The organism is Pseudomonas sp. REST10 (assembly GCF_029542605.1).
Lineage (GTDB): Bacteria > Pseudomonadota > Gammaproteobacteria > Pseudomonadales > Pseudomonadaceae > Aquipseudomonas > Aquipseudomonas khazarica.
In genome coordinates, this window is sequence record NZ_CP035677.1 from 3920455 (window position 1) to 3938298 (window position 17844).

General features: G+C 63.1%; 15 protein-coding genes. 8 read left to right on the forward strand and 7 right to left on the reverse strand.

Annotated elements, in window-relative coordinates:
• The first annotated feature begins 261 nt into the window (after positions 1–261).
• Both EWH21_RS18435 and EWH21_RS18440 read left to right on the forward strand, forming a co-directional pair.
• Positions 262–1932, forward strand: coding sequence for a DUF6119 family protein (locus tag EWH21_RS18435; protein ID WP_277699020.1), 1671 nt, complete (start codon positions 262–264; stop codon positions 1930–1932).
• Positions 1933–2051: 119 nt separating this feature from the next.
• Positions 2052–2423, forward strand: a complete 372-nt coding sequence (locus EWH21_RS18440) for an AlpA family phage regulatory protein (RefSeq protein ID WP_231499300.1) — start codon at positions 2052–2054, stop codon at positions 2421–2423.
• A gap of 14 nt (positions 2424–2437) precedes the next feature.
• Here EWH21_RS18440 and EWH21_RS18445 read toward each other — a convergent pair whose 3' ends face one another.
• From EWH21_RS18445 to guaB, 5 genes are all read right to left on the reverse strand, one after another.
• Entirely contained in the window at positions 2438–2962 is a 525-nt protein-coding gene (locus EWH21_RS18445; protein ID WP_277699021.1) for a DNA-binding protein, read from the reverse strand.
• Between the two features lie 4 nt (positions 2963–2966).
• Complete coding sequence (locus EWH21_RS18450) at positions 2967–3242, reverse strand: hypothetical protein (RefSeq protein WP_012019489.1); 276 nt, start codon at positions 3240–3242, stop codon at positions 2967–2969.
• Between the two features lie 60 nt (positions 3243–3302).
• Complete coding sequence (locus EWH21_RS18455) at positions 3303–4559, reverse strand: site-specific integrase (protein ID WP_277699022.1); 1257 nt, start codon at positions 4557–4559, stop codon at positions 3303–3305.
• 301 nt (positions 4560–4860) lie between these two features.
• Complete coding sequence (gene guaA, locus EWH21_RS18460) at positions 4861–6438, reverse strand: glutamine-hydrolyzing GMP synthase (RefSeq protein ID WP_047589986.1); 1578 nt, start codon at positions 6436–6438, stop codon at positions 4861–4863.
• Positions 6439–6513: 75 nt separating this feature from the next.
• A complete protein-coding gene (gene guaB / locus EWH21_RS18465) occupies positions 6514–7983 on the reverse strand; it encodes an IMP dehydrogenase (protein ID WP_037049532.1) in 1470 nt (489 codons plus the stop codon).
• Positions 7984–8128: 145 nt separating this feature from the next.
• Between guaB and EWH21_RS18470 the strand changes: the two genes are divergently transcribed.
• A complete protein-coding gene (locus EWH21_RS18470; RefSeq protein ID WP_277699023.1) occupies positions 8129–10246 on the forward strand; it encodes a TonB-dependent siderophore receptor in 2118 nt (705 codons plus the stop codon).
• Between the two features lie 53 nt (positions 10247–10299).
• Here the strand turns inward: EWH21_RS18470 and EWH21_RS18475 are convergent, their stop codons facing one another.
• Both EWH21_RS18475 and EWH21_RS18480 read right to left on the reverse strand, forming a co-directional pair.
• On the reverse strand, positions 10300–10854 hold the full coding sequence (locus EWH21_RS18475) for a sugar ABC transporter ATPase (protein ID WP_277699024.1): 555 nt from the start codon (positions 10852–10854) through the stop codon (positions 10300–10302).
• 55 nt (positions 10855–10909) lie between these two features.
• Complete coding sequence (locus EWH21_RS18480) at positions 10910–11365, reverse strand: multidrug/biocide efflux PACE transporter (protein WP_277699025.1); 456 nt, start codon at positions 11363–11365, stop codon at positions 10910–10912.
• A gap of 88 nt (positions 11366–11453) precedes the next feature.
• On the opposite strand from EWH21_RS18480, the gene EWH21_RS18485 reads away from it, so the two are divergent.
• The 5 genes from EWH21_RS18485 to EWH21_RS18505 all read left to right on the forward strand — a co-directional run bounded on the left by EWH21_RS18485 (position 11454) and on the right by EWH21_RS18505 (position 17768).
• The gene (locus EWH21_RS18485; RefSeq protein WP_277699026.1) at positions 11454–12332 is read left to right on the forward strand and encodes a LysR family transcriptional regulator; all 879 of its coding nucleotides are present in this window, start codon (positions 11454–11456) and stop codon (positions 12330–12332) included.
• Between the two features lie 43 nt (positions 12333–12375).
• On the forward strand, positions 12376–13755 hold the full coding sequence (gene xseA, locus EWH21_RS18490; RefSeq protein WP_152489415.1) for an exodeoxyribonuclease VII large subunit: 1380 nt from the start codon (positions 12376–12378) through the stop codon (positions 13753–13755).
• A gap of 4 nt (positions 13756–13759) precedes the next feature.
• Complete coding sequence (locus tag EWH21_RS18495; protein ID WP_277699027.1) at positions 13760–14623, forward strand: peptidoglycan DD-metalloendopeptidase family protein; 864 nt, start codon at positions 13760–13762, stop codon at positions 14621–14623.
• Between the two features lie 121 nt (positions 14624–14744).
• Positions 14745–16016, forward strand: a complete 1272-nt coding sequence (locus EWH21_RS18500) for a mechanosensitive ion channel family protein (RefSeq protein WP_150606186.1) — start codon at positions 14745–14747, stop codon at positions 16014–16016.
• 69 nt (positions 16017–16085) lie between these two features.
• The gene (locus EWH21_RS18505) at positions 16086–17768 is read left to right on the forward strand and encodes a flagellinolysin (RefSeq protein ID WP_347177583.1); all 1683 of its coding nucleotides are present in this window, start codon (positions 16086–16088) and stop codon (positions 17766–17768) included.
• Positions 17769–17844: the final 76 nt, after the last annotated feature.

Sequence of the window (17844 nt, forward strand, 5' to 3'; positions counted from 1 at the left end):
GTGGACTGCTGGGCTCATACGTGAATTGCTGTATCCGGATGCGAATTTCAGGGAGAAACTTCGACGGTTTTGGTATAGCGGCCCAGCTCCTCAAAAAGCGGAACCTTCGTGACATTCGGATCGGTGCCCCCAGGCTACTAGACCTGCTGACCATGCAGGTCTCCAGTTTTTTGTCGCCCATTAAGCGCTCAAAAGTGGCAATTCACTATTAAGTGATTAGTATTTCCTTTGCAGGACATGCCTTGCTCAAGGAGAGACGCGATGCCAAGTCCAGAGAAAACAAGAACTCTGTCTGTGCGACTCCTGCGAGAGGCGCGCAGACCAGATGCTGCCTTGAAATTTGCCTATCTACCCGGTGGAGAAAAGGGCGCATTGCGACAGTTTTCGTGGACGGGAGTCGACGACGCCGTTCTTTTTCTTGGTCAGCTCTATACAAATCCGCCTTCCTGGCTTCCGTTTGTTGAGGAGCACATGGATGGCGGCGCGGAACGAGTCATCTCAAGTGGCGCTGGCGCGACTCTGATACTCCCTGTACGTGATCGTCTTATGGCAATCTGCTTCGGCCATATACACCTGGCATTGGATGACGATGCATTCGAGCGTCACTTTGGATTGAAGGTCACGCTCAATTCGGTACCAAGGCGGAGGATTCGAACACTGGATTTGGCCACCCCCGACGCTGTGACATTTCAGAAGCGAGTCCAAGCTAGTCGAGATAGTGACATCCAAGATTTCGGCGTAGATATGCTCCGAGACTTGGCGCGTGTCGCCGGTGGTACGCCCCTCAATGGAGACTTTGCCAAATTCCTAGCTGGCCGAGACAGCTTGTCTATCACCTGCCGAGTGAGCTCAGACGAGCTCTTAGCTAAGTGCGAAGAGATTCTCGATGTGTATGGCTCTGACACGTACAAGACAGATTTTGCATGGGTCGACAACATGCAAACTGTCAGGGAAAACGACACGATCCAGGACTTGGACGAGCGTCTATTTGAAGCCTTGCAGAGCCTGCGGCGAAACGGTGAGAGTGACCTTCACATGGCTCCGCCAGAGGTGCTGGACTACGAAGAGGGCTGCCTGCTGCATTACAACGGATTCGGAGCTGGCGGTACTGAATTTCATAGCCTTTCCATTGAGGACTACGCTGAAGAACTCAACCGCTGCGGCTTTAGTGGTGACATCAATGAAGTACGTGAAAAACACTATATTCGAGCTAAGACCGGTTCATCTGAAGTATTCAATACTCACTGGAAGGTCTATCAGTGCTTTACGTTTGAGACTACCCTGATAGAAAGGGGGCAGGAAACAAGTTACGTCCTCTTTTCCGGAACTTGGTATTGCATTGAGCGCAACTTTAAGCAGCAGGTTGAGCAGCGATTCCAGCAGATCCCCAAGATCACAATCATCGGACCGACGCACTGCAAAAACGAGAGGGAGCTGATTGCTCACCTGGAAGCGACCAGGCCCGATTTGTTGTGCCTGGATCAAGTGAAGATCAACCCTCAAGGTGTGAGGTACGCGAATATAGAGCCATGCGATTTCCTTTCAGATAGCAAACAGTTCATCCATCTAAAGGATGGCCACTCCTCCGGCCCCATCAGCCACCTCTGGTCACAGGGAATCGTCAGTGCTGAGGCGCTCATCGGAGATGTGGCATTTAGAAGGGCTCTTCGTAGAGAGGTCAGGCAGCGTCGAGCAGAAGTATTGCCACTGTTGCCGGCGATCCAGGGGAAAGTGGCTCGTGCGGAATACACCGTCGTGTACGGCGTGATGCGCAAGCCATATAAAGACGGAAGCCTAGATATCCCATTTTTCAGCAAGGTCAGCCTGCAGGCAGCAGCAGATCGTCTGCTACAACTCGATATTCCGATGGCACTCGAGATTATTGCTAAGCCAGCGGGTGAGCTTGGGGAGGCCGAAGAGAATGAGGAGTAACGTAAGTGTCCGCTTCTGACCTGAACACAATCCATACCGATAAATACGCCACAATAAGGTGCATTACCAAATAATGAAATCCATTCTCTCGAACATGTAGCGTAATCATGGAGATAGAGATGGATACTTCTGCGCGTACAACCGATGCCCTCGACACTGCGCCTGAGCAGTCTCTTCCCTTACCGGGCACGGAAGCCTACGAGTCGCTTCCGCAGTTCCCGAAGGGCAGCCCCCTGCCCTTCCGGCGCACAATTCGCAAGCATGAGCTGAGACAGATCGTCCCCCTGGCTGAGTCAACGATCTACGAAATGGAGCGCCGTGGGGAGTTCCCCAGGCGTTTCAACCTGACACCACGTTGCGTGGTCTGGGATCTTGCCGAGGTAGAGGCGTGGATCGAGGATCGCAAGCAGGCACCTCGGCTCAATATCAGCAAGCCGGATGTTTACCTCAGGAAAACCCGCCCTGTCCGGGCGGGCTCCAACCAGGCATGAAGTCGGCGCAATCCTCATCCGACAAGGGCTTGTAGTTCCTTGGAGGCCGGGCGAGTGAGTCGCCTTTCCTCCTTGGCTAGATTGACCTCCAGGGCCACCTGAGCTACATCCAAGACACCGCCAGGCAGCAAATAGCTGCCTTTGGCCTGCAGCCAGGTCAGCACGTCCGCCAGGTGCCAGATCGACGCACTGCCCTCATGCACCGGCGTAGGGAAGCTGCCCGGATAAGCCAACATCAGCTTGCGCATGTTCTGGCGCGACACGCCGACGATCTCCGCCACATCGGTAAGACCGACCAGATCTGGCGCCACCTCGATCAGCCTGGCCGACGGCACGGCACTGCGCACGTCAGCCAGTGCGCTGCGCACAGCCGCTTCAGCGTTCTCCGCTTCACGGGTGAACTCCAGCGCCAGCCGGCCTGGCTGACCAATGCCGATCAAAGCATCGTCGCAGCCGGCCTCGCCGAGGCGCTCGACCAACGCTTCCGGGTCACGGTCTTCGTCGGCCAGTTGGTATTTCAGGGTGAAGATGTATTCCATAGCGCTACTCCTCTGCACCCTCAGCGGTCTGCCGCTGCTTACGGTGCGTGGTGCAGTTGTCGACGACGCGCCGAAGGGCACGCGCATGGTTGCCTGGGTTCTTCGGTGTGCTCCACACGCTGGTGATGCAGAACTCGCCACAGCGACACTCTTCATCGTTGTAGGGACAGTAAATTCGTCCCCAAGCGTGGCTACCACCCAGCTCTATGCGCCAGCCCTGCTCTTCGGCATGCCTGAGTGCTTCTTCGACCTCTTTCTTCGAGTGAGAAGGACGGGTCATCAGTGATCTCCAGTATTCGCATGACTGGCAAGGTTGTCAACTGACAACCTTGCACTTTTCTTAAACCGTTGCACTCAACACCGGCACTACAACGCTGTCCGGCAGCAGTCGGGGGACATGAGTGCGGCCATCGATCCAAGCGTCGATCATGTCCGCCCACTCCTGCAGCATATGCCGACGCTGCTCCGCGTACTCGGCCTTGTTGTAGACCGAGCGCGAGGAACGACCATCCTCGTGAGCCAGGCATTTTTCGATCCAATCGCCGTTGAAGCCCAGCTCGTTGAGCAGCGTGGAACCCGTCCTGCGCAGGTCGTGGACGGTGAACGGCTCCAACGGCAGGCCTGCTTCCTTCGCACGGGAGGCAATGAGCTGGGTGATGCGGTTCAGGGTAGCGTGCGACATACAGCGGTAGATGTCATAGCGCGAGGGCAACACATAGCGGGAACCGGCCGCACAGGTGTGCAGGGCCACGAAGATATCCAAGGCCTGGCGCGACAAGTAGACAACGTGCGGGTTACGCCCCTTCATCCGCTCCTTGGAGATCGTCCAGGCGGCATTCTCGAAGTCCACCTCGTCCCAGGTCGCCTCGATCAACTCGCTCTTGCGAACCAAGGTCAGCAGCACCAGCCGCAAGGCCAGCTTGATCGTGGGATACGCAGCGATTGTCTCCAGTTGATGGAAGGCCAGCCGAATTTCGGTCGGGCTCAGCGCCCGGTCTTTCGGCGCGAAAATAGCGATGGAAGACGCCTTAACGTCGTCAGCCGGATTCTCGACCTTCTCGCCATGCAGGATCGCGAACGCATAGACCTGTTTCACGATGTCGCGAATATGGACCGCAGTTGCCGGCGTCCCTCGAGCCTTGACCTTGGCACACAGTGCTCGCAGATCGTCAGGGGTGATTTCGGTCAGCAGCCGATTTTCAAAGACTGGCAGGATGTCGCGGTCGATGATGCTTTTACGCATCGCACGCGTGCTGTCGGCCATGCGCGCACCGGCCAACCACTTCGTCAGCGTTTCACCGAAATTCTTGGCAGCGTTCAGGCGCCGCTTAGCGCGCTGCTTCTCCAGGGAGGGAGACTTGCCCAGAGCGACCATGCGCTTGGCATCGAGCAGCTTCTCGCGAGCCATGGCCAGGGAAATGCCAGTTGGCCCATAGCGCCCGATGGTCAGCGTTTCTCGGCGTCCATTGAGACGGTAGTCGTAGCGAAAGGTGACGGTACCGGTAGGCGATACCGTCACGTACATACCATCGCGGTCGGAAGCCTTGTACAGCTTGGACTTGGGCTTGAGATTGCGCAGTTTGGTATCAGTAAGCATCGAGGTTTTTACTCCTGTTCATGACGGCTTTTACCGTCAAGGGTCAGGAGACCTGTTGATGCCGGGAAAGCCGCACAGAGCAAGCTTTCCCAAGGAGCGATTTACCGTCAAAGACCGGTTTTGACCGGATAGTAAACAGAACGGTCTCAATCCGACCGCTGTTTACTACCGTCCCCGCTACCGCCAATCCGTTCTGCTAATCGACGATAGGCCTCGATAACCATTGCAACGAATTTTCTTTTAAATCAACACGTTGCAATTGGCTATCGATACATCTCAATGAGCCCAGAAGGACCAGACATCACTCCCACTCGATGGTCGCTGGCGGTTTGCTCGACACGTCGTAGGTGACGCGGGAGATGCCTTCGATCTCGTTGATGATGCGGCCGCTGACGGTCTCCAGCAGCTCGTACGGCAGGTGCGCCCAGCGAGCGGTCATGAAGTCCACGGTTTCCACGGCGCGCAGGGCGACGACCCAAGCGTAGCGACGGCCGTCACCGACCACGCCGACCGATTTCACCGGCTGGAACACCACGAACGCCTGGCTGGTCTTGTGGTACCAGTCGGCCTTGCGCAGCTCTTCGATGAAGATGTGGTCGGCACGACGCAGCAGGTCGGCGTACTCCTTCTTCACTTCACCGAGGATGCGCACGCCCAGGCCCGGGCCCGGGAACGGGTGGCGGTAGACCATGTCGTAGGGCAGGCCCAGTTCCAGGCCGATCTTGCGCACTTCGTCCTTGAACAGTTCACGTAGCGGCTCGACCAGCTTGAGGTTCATTTCCTCCGGCAGGCCACCGACGTTGTGGTGGCTCTTGATCACGTGGGCCTTGCCGCTCTTGGCGCCAGCCGACTCGATCACGTCCGGGTAGATGGTGCCCTGGGCGAGGAAGCGGATGTTGTCCAGCTTGCTGGCCTCGGCATCGAACACGTCGATGAAGGTGCGGCCGATGATCTTGCGCTTCTTCTCCGGGTCGGCTTCGCCGGCCAGGTTGCCGAGGAACTGCTCTTCGGCGTTGGCGCGGATCACCTTGACGCCCATGTTCTCGGCGAACATGGCCATCACCTGGTCGCCTTCGTGCAGGCGCAGCAGGCCGTTGTCGACGAACACGCAGGTCAGCTGGTCGCCGATGGCCTTGTGCAGCAGCGCGGCGACCACCGAGGAGTCCACGCCGCCGGACAGGCCGAGCAGGACGTTGGCATCGCCAACCTGGGCGCGTACTGCAGCAACGGCGTCATCGACGATGTTGGCCGGGGTCCACAGGGCTTCGCAGCCGCTGATCTCCAGGACGAAGCGCGACAGGATGCGACCACCCTGCTTGGTGTGGGTCACTTCCGGGTGGAACTGCACGCCGTAGTAGTGGCGGGCGTCGTCGCACATGGCGGCGATCGGGCAGCTCGGGGTGGCAGCCAGTACGTGGAAGCCTTCCGGCAGGCGGGTGACCTTGTCACCGTGGCTCATCCACACATCCAGACCGAGCACGCCGTCGGCGTCGACATGGTCTTCGATGCCGGTGAGCAGCTCGCTCTTGCCGACCACGTCGACACGGGCGTAGCCGAATTCGCGCAGGTCGGAGCCTTCCACCTTGCCACCGAGCTGCTCGGCCATGGTCTGCATGCCGTAACAGATGCCCAGCACCGGCACATTCAGGTCGAACACCGCCTGCGGTGCACGCGGGCTGTTGGCTTCGTGCACCGACTCCGGACCACCGGCGAGAATGATGCCGCGCGGGGCGAAGGCGCGGATGTCCTCGTCGCTCATGTCCCAGGGGTGCAGTTCGCAATAGACGCCGATCTCGCGCACGCGACGGGCGATCAGTTGGGTGTACTGGGAACCGAAGTCCAGAATCAGGATGCGGTGGGCGTGAATGTCTTGGGCCATGGCCGTCTCTCGTAGGTATTCACAAATGACACGGGGCTGATCGAACAGCCCCGTTATTCATAACATTGCAGCGGATCAACCAACCCGGTAGTTCGGGGCTTCCTTGGTGATCTGCACGTCGTGGACATGCGATTCGGCCATGCCGGCGCCCGTTATGCGCACGAACTCGGGCTTGGTGCGCATTTCCTCGACGGTGGCGCAGCCGGTGTAGCCCATGGAGGCACGCAGGCCACCCATCAGCTGGTGAACGATGGCAGCCATGGCGCCCTTGTAGGGTACGCGGCCTTCGATACCTTCCGGCACCAGCTTCTCGGCACCGGCCGAGGAGTCCTGGAAGTAGCGGTCGCTCGAGCCTTGCGCCTGTGCCATGGCACCCAGCGAACCCATGCCACGGTAAGCCTTGTAGGAACGGCCCTGGAACAGTTCGACTTCGCCCGGTGCCTCTTCGGTACCGGCCAGCATGGAACCGATCATCACGGCGGAGGCGCCAGCGACAATGGCCTTGGACAGGTCACCGGAGAAGCGGATGCCACCATCGGCGACCAGCGGCACACCGGTGCCGGCCAGGGCGGCAGCCACATTGGCCACGGCGGAAATCTGCGGGACGCCGACACCGGCAACGATACGGGTGGTGCAGATCGAGCCTGGGCCGATACCGACCTTGACACCGTCGGCGCCCGCTTCGACCAGCGCCTTGGCAGCCGCGCCAGTGGCGATGTTGCCACCGATGACCTGGACTTCCGGGAAGTTCTGCTTGACCCAGCGTACGCGGTCGATCACGCCCTTGGAGTGACCGTGAGCGGTGTCGACGATGATCACGTCCACCCCGGCGTTGACCAGTGCAGCCACGCGATCACCGGTATCGGCACCGGTGCCGACGGCAGCACCGACACGCAGACGACCCTGGTCGTCCTTGCTGGCCAGCGGGTAGGCCTTGGCCTTCTCGATGTCCTTGACGGTCATCATGCCCTTGAGGGTGAAGGCGTCGTCGACGATCAGGACCTTCTCGATGCGGTGCTTGTGCAGCAGCTCACGCACGGTTTCCTTGTCGGCGCCTTCCTTGACGGTGACCAGGCGCTCTTTCGGCGTCATCACGTCACGTACCAGGGCATCCAGGCGATTCTCGAAGCGTACGTCGCGGGAGGTGACGATACCCACCAGATCGCCGCCGGACAGCACCGGTACACCCGAGATGTTGTTCTGGCGGGTCAGCTCGAACAGGTCACGCACGGTGGCGTCAGCTTCGATGGTGATCGGGTCCTTGACCACGCCGGCCTCGAACTTCTTGACCTTGCGGACTTCCGCCGCCTGCTGCTCGATGGTCATGTTCTTGTGGATGATGCCGATGCCGCCTTCCTGGGCCATGGCGATGGCCAGGCGCGCTTCGGTGACGGTGTCCATGGCAGCGGACAGCAGCGGGATGTTCAGTTCGATGCCGCGGGTCAGGCGGGTCTTCAGGCTGACGTCCTTGGGCAGTACCTCGGAGTATCCGGGGATGAGCAGGACGTCGTCGAAAGTGAGTGCTTCTTGGCTGATGCGCAGCATGGGCGGGCTCCCGAGCGGGAAAATAAGAAGCGCGGCATTATACCCAGCCACCGCGATGCACTCAATGCAAAGTGTGACGCTAGGCAGCGATGGCAGAGAGATCATAAAATAATGATTCTCAAAAACATCCGCATCCGAGTAACAAATGAAACTCACCCGCCTATCCCGGTGCTGCCCGCGCGCAGCGCTGCTGAGCCTTTGCCTGCTCCCGACCTCCCAGCTGCTGGCGCAGGAACTGGAACTGCCCAGCCAGGACATCGTCGCCGCCCCCGTCGTCGACGACGACGGTTACCAGGCCAGGCGCAGCAGCACGGCCAGCAAAACCTCCGTTGCACTCAAGGATGAGGCTCAATCGGTCCAGGTGGTGACACCGCAGACCATCGAAGACTTTCAGGTCCGCTCGCTGGACGACGCGATGAAGTTCGTCAGCGGTGTCAGCCAGAGCAACACCCTGGGCAGTACCAAGGATGCCTTCATCAAGCGCGGCTTCGGCACCAACTCCGACGGCTCGATCCTGCGTGACGGCATCCGCTCGAACCTGTCGAAGAACTTCACCGCCACCAGCGAACGGGTGGAGGTACTCAAGGGGCCTGCCGCACTGCTCTATGGCGCGATGGACCCGGGCGGGCTGATCAACGTCATCAGCAAACTGCCGCAGTACCAGCAGCGCACGACCCTGAGCGGCTCCCTGTTCAGCGAGGGCGGCGGCTCGCTGTCGCTGGACACCACCGGCCCGTTGGGTGACAGCGGCCTGGCCTACCGCCTCATCACCGAGCGCCAGCACGAAGACTACTGGCGCAACTACGGTAGCCACGAGCAGGTGCTGATCGCCCCGTCGCTGACCTGGACCGGCGAGCGTGCCAGCCTGACGCTGGCGTACGAATACAACGATTACTCCGCACCGTTCGACCGGGGCACCGTGTTCAGCGACGGCCACCCTGCCGCTGACGACTACGACAAGCGCCTGGATGAGCGCTGGGCCGAAACCCGGGGCATCGCCGAGAGCGCCCGCGCGGTATTCGAGTATCAGTTGAACGACGACTGGAAGACCCGTTTCACCCACGCCTGGAACAATGACACCTACGGCCTCTCCATCGCCCAGCCGGTGGCCAACTCGCTGAATGCCACGACCGGCACGTTCAGGCGCGTCGGCAACGGCGCGCACTACGACGATGAAACCCGCTACAGCAGCCTGGACTTCATCGGCCAGCAGCACCTGTTCGGCCAGCGGCACGACCTGCTGATCGGTGTCGAGCACGAATTCAATGACCAGTACCGTGGCAAGACCTACCGCAACCTCGCCAGCATGCGGCGCGACATCAGCATCCACGACCCGGTCTACGGCAACCTGCCCGAACCCAGCGTGGTCAGCGCCACGCAGAGCAACCGTCGCAACGAGCTGACGTCGACCTCGCTCTACCTCAAGGACAACTGGCACCTCGACGAGCGCTGGATTCTGGTACTGGGCGGCCGCTATCAGCACTACGACCAGTACATCGCCCAGGGGCTGGGCGCCAGTCGCAGCGAGCTGTACAGCAAGAATGACCAGACCCTGATTCCCTTCACCGGGCTGGTCTACAAGGCCAGCGAGGCACTCTCGCTGTATGGCAACTACAGCCGTTCGTTCGTGCCCAACACCAGCGTCACCGACAGCGGCCAGACCTTCGACCCCGAAGAAGGACGCAGCTACGAAGTGGGCGCGAAATACGACCTGCGACCGGGCCTGAGCCTGAACCTGGCGCTGTTCGACATCGTCAAGGAGAACGTCGTGGTGGGCTCTGGCGATGACATCGAAGCCGCCGGCAAGGTCGGCTCGCGCGGCGTGGAGCTGGATCTCGCCGGGCAGATCGCCGAGCGCTGGGCGCTGATCGCCACCTACGCCTACACCCACACGGAAGTTCTCGACGACCCCGCCAACGAAGGCAACCGGCTCGCCCAGGCGCCGCGCCACACCGGCAGCCTCTACCTGACCCACGATCTGCCCATCGACGAACAACTGGGCCATTGGCGCATCGGCGGCGGCGCTCGCTATGTCGGCGAACGCACCGGCGACAATGCCGACAGCTTCCGCCTCGACAGCTATACGCTGGCCGATGCGTTCATTCGCTGGGAGTATCCGCTGCTGGGCCAGCAGACCGCATTGCAGCTGAACCTGGACAACATCTTCGACAAGCACTACTACCCCTCCACCACGGGTAGCGAGCTCAACGTCAGCGTCGGCCAGCCACGCACCGCCCGCCTGTCGGCCAGCATCACCTTCTGAGGCGATGTGCCAGCGACGACCGCCGCTGGCTGGTGTCGCGGTCGCCGCCCGGCTCAGGCCGGGTCGTCGACCCGCACCTGGCGGAGGGCGAAGCCCAGGCGTTCGCCGAACTCCTCGACGAACGCCGGGCGCAGTCCGGCCTCCACCCAGCCGTTGAAGATGAAGCCCAGGTTGGAGAAGCCGCAGGGCTGCAGGAACAGGAAACCGTTGATGTCATCCTCATGCCCGCATTCCGGGCAGGTGAAATTGTCGGTTTCCCCTGGCCACCAGACCTCCAGACTGTCGAACAGCGGCACCCCCACCTCCCGCCGACACTCGGCACACCCCGCCTCTTCGAGAAAGCCGCGTGTCGGCACATAGATGCAGCGGTGGGTGATGATCTCCAGGCCATTGTGGGGCTGGCCGTACGGCAGCAGCTCGGGGCGCTCGGCGATCTGCCGCGCCCCCGGACCGATGGCATAGGCCATGCCGTTGCCGCCCTGGCCACAGGTGGTCGGCAGCGCCTCGACGATGCGCCGCTTGACCAACCAGCGCAGCAGCGCCCTCGCCTTCTCCTCATGCGCGGGAAGCGTGGATATCTGTGGAACGAGAACGAGTTGTGCGGTCATGAGGCTTGGGCTGGCAGCGAACAGAGGCGGCAGCTTAGGCCCTGCCGCGGGCAAATCAAGCCCCCCGGCAGATCGCCACCTCGCGCCGGGCCAGGACCCGCTCCCGCAGCAGGTCGTAGCCCCAGTTGAAGCCCAGGGTATAGGGCAGGAAGAACAGCAGCAGGCCGATATCCAGCAGCAATGCCTGCAGCAGACCGATCGACAGCCACCAGGCAGCCAGCGGCACCAGCACCACCACCAGACCGAGTTCGAACAGCAAGGCGTGACTGACACGCGCGCCCAGGCCGCGCGCGAAGCCCATGCGCCGCTGCGCACGGTCGAACAGGTAGTTGAACAGCATGTTCCAGAGCATGGCCACCGTGGAGAACATCAGCGTCAGCACGCCCAGATGCAGCAGCGGCTTGCCCATCAGCCAGGCCAGGGTTGGCGCACAGATGAGTACGGCGATGGCTTCGAACGCCAGGGCATGGACGATGCGTTCGCGCAGGGTGCGTGGCAGTGGCTGGCTCATGACTGAAACCTCGTGACAGGAAGCGATGGGCGCTATGATCATCGGCAAACCTGCCATGACGAAGTGAGTTGCCATCGGCGAAACCGATATGAACATATCTCCCGAATCCCTTCAGGCCTTCGCCCAGGCCGCTCACAGTGGCTCACTCAGTGCAGCGGCACGGCGCCTGGGCAAGAGCCAGTCGACGATCAGCGAAGCCGTCGCTCGACTGGAAATCGACCTGGGCGTGACGCTGTTCGAGCGCGGCCCTCGTCGCCTGCAGCTCACCGAGGCCGGCGCCAGCCTGCTGGCTCACGCCGACGAGGTGCTGGCAGCCGCAGACCGCCTGGCCCGCCACGCCGCCGGGCTGGCCAGCGGTCAGGAAGCGCGCCTGACCCTGGCCCTCTCCGACGCCTACCAGCCGAAGCAGTACGAAGCCCGCCTGCAGGAACTGGACGAACGCTTTCCCGACCTGCAGTTCGAAAGCCTGATCGCCGAGCAGGCCGACGTGCTCGACCTGGTCAACCAGGGGCGGGCCCAGATCGGCCTGCTGGCGGCGCAGGATCGCTACCCGCCGCACATCGCCCATGCCCGCCTGGAGATGAGCAGCGAGTTCGGCCTGTTCGTCGCCAGGGAGCACCCGCTGGCCGAGCGCTCGCATGTGCGCCCGGAAGACCTCTCGCACTGGCGCCTGCTGCGCCTGAGCAGCGTGGCCGACGACGACGCCAACCGCGATGACCTGCCCGGCAGCGGGGGGCGCTGCTGGGCAGCACCGGATTACCTGATGCTGCTGGAGATGGCGCGCCTGGGCTTCGGCTGGGCCGAGCTGCCACGGCAACTGGTCGAGACCTATGGCTTCGAGGCCCTGCACGAACTGCCCTGCAGCGGCTGGCCACGGCGCATGCCGGTCGATGCCATCTGGTCGCGCCAGCGCACGCTCGGGCCGGTTGCCGCGTGGTTGCTGCAGCGCCTGCAAGGCGGTACCTGACGGAGGTCGCGCCCGCTGCCCGCTGCGCTTATCATGCCGCCCCATGATCAACGATCCCTTTGCACGGCTGAACCTCGACCGCGAGGTGCTCAGCGTCAGTCAGCTCAACAACCGCGCCCGCCTGCTGCTGGAGGATGTGTTTTCCGGCATCTGGGTCGAGGGGGAAATCTCCAACCTGGCACGCCCGGCGTCCGGGCACATCTACTTCACCCTGAAGGATGGCCAGGCCCAGGTGCGTTGCGCGCTGTTCCGGCAGAACGCCGCGCGGGTGCGCCAGGCGCTGCGCGACGGGCTGGCGGTGAAGGTCCGTGGCAAGGTGTCGCTGTTCGAGGGCCGGGGTGACTACCAGCTGATTCTCGATGCCGTCGAACCTGCCGGCGATGGCGCCCTGCGCCTGGCCTTCGAAGCGCTGAAGGAAAAACTCGGCGCCGAGGGGCTGTTCGCCAGCACCGGCAAGATCGCCCTGCCCGCCCATCCGAGGCGCATCGGCATCGTCACCTCGCCGACCGGCGCGGTGATCCGCGACATAATCAGCGTGTTCCGCCGCCGTGCGCCGCAGGTCGAACTGAACCTGATCCCCACCGCCGTCCAGGGGCGCGAGGCCACCGCGCAGATCGTCCGTGCCCTGCAACGAGCCGACGCGCTGGGCTTCGACGCACTGATCCTGGCCCGTGGCGGTGGCTCGCTGGAAGACCTCTGGTGCTTCAACGAAGAGGCCGTGGCCCGCGCCGTGGCGGCCTGCAGCACGCCTATCGTTAGCGCCGTGGGCCATGAGACGGACGTATCCATCGCCGACTTCGTCGCCGACGTGCGTGCCCCGACGCCCTCCGCCGCCGCCGAACTGCTGGCTCCGGACAGCAGCGAACTGCTGCAGCGTCTGCACAACCTGCAGCGGCGCCTGGTCCTGCACATGCAGGGTCGCCTGGCCCGCGAGCGCCTGCGCCTGGACGGTGTGAGCAAGCGCCTGCGCCACCCCGGCGAGCGTTTGCGCCAACAGGCGCAGCGCCTGGATGACCTGGACATGCGCCTGCGCCGCGCCTTCAACCAGCAGCTGGCCAGCCAGCGCGAGCGCCTGGCCCGTCTCGACGCCCGCCTCGCGGCCCAGCATCCGGGACGCAGTCTGGCCCTGCTGCGCCAGCGTCTCGACGGTCTGGCCGAACGCCTGCCGCGCGCCATGCAGGGCCAGCTGCGCAACCAGCGCCAGCGCCTCGGCGCGCTGGCCGGGCAACTGCAGATCGTCAGCCCGCTGGCCACCCTTGGTCGCGGCTACAGCATCCTCCTCGACGAACGCGGTCAGGCCGTGCGCAGCGCCGCCCAGACGCAGCCGGGCCAGCGCCTCAAGGCACGCCTGAGCGAAGGCGAACTGGACGTACGCGTCGAAGACAACCACATACAACCCGCGACCCTGTCGCTGCTGGACTGAGCCAATGCCTGCATTCCCCGTTCGCGCGCGACGCCCGCTCGCAGAAGTCTTCTTCGCTCTGCTGCTCGCACTGAGCCTCGCCGCGCCGGCCCACGCCGAGGGTTTCATCACCCGCCTGCTGAACAAGCCGGTACCCGGCGGCGTGGCCGTGCTCGATCTGGGTGGCCAGGCCCAGGCGCCGAAGGTTCGCTACCAGGGCAAGCTGGTGCTGACCATTCGTGAGGACGGGCAGCGCTGGATCGCCATCGTCGGCATCCCGCTGAGCGTCAAGCCGGGCACGCAACAGGTGCAGATCGAGGGAGGCCAGTCGCTCGCCTTCGAAGTCGGCGCCAAGCACTACACCGAGCAGCGCATCACCCTCAAGAATCAGCAGCAGGTCAACCCCAACGCCAAGAACCTCGCCCGCATCGAACGCGAGCTGGCCGAACAGACCCGCGCCTACCGCCAGTTCAGCGCCCGCCAACCGAGCAACCTGCTGTTCGACAAACCCGTCGACGGCCCGCTCTCCAGCCCCTTCGGCCTGCGCCGCTTCTTCAACGGCGAGGAACGCAACCCGCATTCGGGCCTGGACTTCGCCGCCAGCCGTGGCACCTCGATCAAGGCGCCGGCTGCCGGCAAGGTGATCCTGATCGGCGACTACTTCTTCAATGGCAGGACGGTATTCCTCGACCATGGCCAGGGCCTGATCAGCATGTTCTGCCACCTGTCGGCGATCGACGTGAAACTCGGCGACGAGGTCCCTCGCGGCGGTCATCTCGGCAAGGTCGGCGCCACCGGGCGCGCCACCGGCCCGCACCTGCACTGGAACGTCAGCCTCAACGATGCACGGGTCGACCCGGCGATCTTCATCGGCGCGTTCAAACCCTGAACTGGACGCAGCCTGCAACACCTGAGCGCTGGGTTGGCGCGCCGATTTTTGCTAGGGTACGGCGGCTCAAACGGTCGGCCCCGCAAGGCCGGCCTGCCTCATGCCCGCAGCGGAGCCGGATATGCCGAATGAGCTCAACACCTGGATGGACTGGCTGAAGCAACAGCCGGAACTGCTGACCCTCAGCGCCACACTCGCCCTGATCGCGGCGGCCTGGCTGTCGAACTGGGTGGTCAAGCACATCCTGGTGCGCGCCATCTATCGTGTGATCGGCGCCACGACCGTGGGTCGCCACGGCCAGATCAAGGAAAGCGGCATCATCAAGCGGCTCTCCAACGTCGTGCCGGCGCTGGTGCTGTCCAGCGGCGTGATGCTGGTACCGGACATGCCCGAGGCCGTGGTCGAGGTGACGCGCAACGTCTGCAGCGCCTTCATCGTGCTGACCATCGCCATGGCCATCGGCGCCTTTCTGGACATCCTCAACACCCTCTACCAGCGGCGCCCGAATGCCCACCTGAAGCCGATCAAGGGCTACCTGCAGGTGATCAAGATCGCCATCTACGCGATCGCCGCGATCCTCATGGTGGCCGCGCTGATCGACCGCTCGCCGCTGATCCTGCTGTCCGGCCTTGGCGCCATGGCCGCCGTGCTGATGTTGATCTTCCAGGACACCCTGCTGTCGCTGGTGGCCAGCGTGCAGATCTCGTCGAGCGACATCATTCGCGTCGGTGACTGGGTGGAGATGCCCAACCTGAACGCCGATGGCGACGTGATCGACATCGCCCTGCACACGGTCAAGGTGCAGAACTGGGACAAGACCATCACCACCATCCCGACCCGCCGCTTCATCACCGACCCGTTCAAGAACTGGCGTGGCATGCAGGAATCCGGCGGCCGACGGATCAAGCGCGCACTGTATCTCGACCAGACCAGCGTGCACTTCCTGAGCAACGAGGAAATCGCCCGCCTGCGCCGCTTCATGCTGCTCGACGAATACCTCGACCACAAGGATCAGGAGCTGCTCGACTGGAACACCAGGCTGGCCGAGCATGGCAAGGAAGCGGTCAACACCCGCCGCATCACCAACATCGGCAGCTTCCGTGCCTACGTCGAGCATTACCTGCGCCATAACCCGCACATCCACCAGCACATGACCCTGCTGGTGCGCCAGCTCAGCCCGACTGCCGATGGCCTGCCGCTGGAGATCTACTGCTTCACCAACACCACGGCCTGGAATGCCTACGAGGGCATCCAGTCGGACATCTTCGACCATCTGCTGGCCATCCTCCCGGAGTTCGGCCTGCGCGTGTTCCAGCATCCGAGCGGGGCCGACTTCCAGGCGCTGCGGGAGAAAGCCCCCGCCGCTCGTCGCCTCAACAGCGAAATGGCTTAAGTCCAGCAGCATCGCGCCGATCTCTCGGTAGAGCCGGGTAATCGCCCGGCGGCTACCAGTGAGCCGATGATGCTGACGGTCAATACCAACATCGCCTCGTCGTTCACGCGTCGCCAACTGGAGAGCAACAACACCGGCCTCGACATCTCGTTGCAGCGCCTGTCCACCGGGCAGCGCATCAACAGTGCCAAGGATGACGCTGCCGGGCTGCAGATCTCCAACCGCCTCAACTCGCAGGCACGCGGGCTGGGCGTGGCGATACGTAACGCCAACGACGGTATTTCGCTGCTGCAGGTCGCAGAGGGCGCGCTACAAAGCGTGACCGACGCCCTGCAGCGCATCCGTTCGCTCGGCCTGCAGGCAATGAATGGCTCCAACGGCGCCAGCGAGCGCCAGGCACTCGACCAGGAAGCGCAGCAGCTGCTGCAGGAGATCGACCGGGTCAACGAGACCACCACCTTCGCCGGCCGCAAGGTCTTCGCCCAGGGCCAGTCCTCTGCCCTCGGAGACCTGGACCAGCGCGCCGTGCTCAACTCGCTCAAGGGCTTCTGGATCAGCGAAGGAGAACAGCGCGTCTTCGACGCCTTCGGTCTGCGCGCCGACGGCGCCGAGCTGAAAATCACCTTCAGCAACGACAGCAGCAGCCAGGCTCTGGCGTCGGTCTCCTCCAGCGGCGCGGATGGCAGCGGTCGCGTGCTCAATCAGGTGCTCAACGTCAACCTCGCGTACTTCGACGCCAGCTCGCTGCCCGACGGCGGCAGTTACCCGCAGTACACCGACCGCGTGATTGCCCACGAGATGACCCACGCGGTGATGGGCCGCACCATGAACTTCGCCGCCGGCCTGCCCGCCTGGTTCATCGAGGGCGCAGCAGAAGCCGTACAGGGTGCGGACGAGCGCCTGGCCGCCGACACCGCCGGCGGTACCAATACCACGGCGATCGTCAGCGCCTTCAATGCCGACGACGTCAGCGGCTCCGCAGGCTACTCCGGCGGCTATGCGGCGGTGCGCTACATGCATGCCAGCATCAAGGCCGAGGGTGGCAAGGGCATCAAGGACATCATGGGCTACCTGAACAGCAATCCCGGCTCCACGCTGGACCAGGCGCTGAGCAATGCCAGCCATGGCGCGTTCACCGGGCTCGCAGATTTCCAGAGCCAGTTCAGCAGCGACGCGGCTGCCTACGTGGCGGGCCTCGACCTGAGCAACGCCGACACCGGCGCCATCGGCGGCCTGGACGCGGACGGCGGGCCGACGCTGACGGCCGAGAACGTGCTGCTCAATCAGGGTACCGGGGTCCCCGGCTCGCAGGGCTTCCGCCTCGTCGAACCGACCCTGTTCAACGACACGGCGGTCGGCGGCAGCGCCCTGACGCAGTTCCAGGTCGGCGCCGAGGCCTACGAAACCATTCAGATCGGCCTGGGCGCGTTCAATGTCGACACCCTGGCGCTCGGCCGCCTCAGCCTGCAGGACACCCCCGGCCTGGCGGTGATGGACATCGACGACGCCCTGGCCTATATCGACCGCCAGCGAGGCTACATGGGCGCGGTGCAGAATCGCCTGGAGTCGACGATCAGCAACCTGCAGAACATCGCCGAGAACACCGCAGCCAGTCGCTCGCGCATCCTCGACACCGACTTCGCCAACGAGACCGCCAACCTCGCCTCGCGGCAGATCATCCAGCAAGCCGCGCAGAGCATCCTCGCCCAGGCCAACCAGCGCCCGCAGGCGGTACTCGAGCTGCTGGCCTGAGCCCTGCGCAATCCGTCGCAAGCCTTGCGCCAAGAAGCGCAATTAATCGCCCGCATACACGACAGCGCGAAATTTT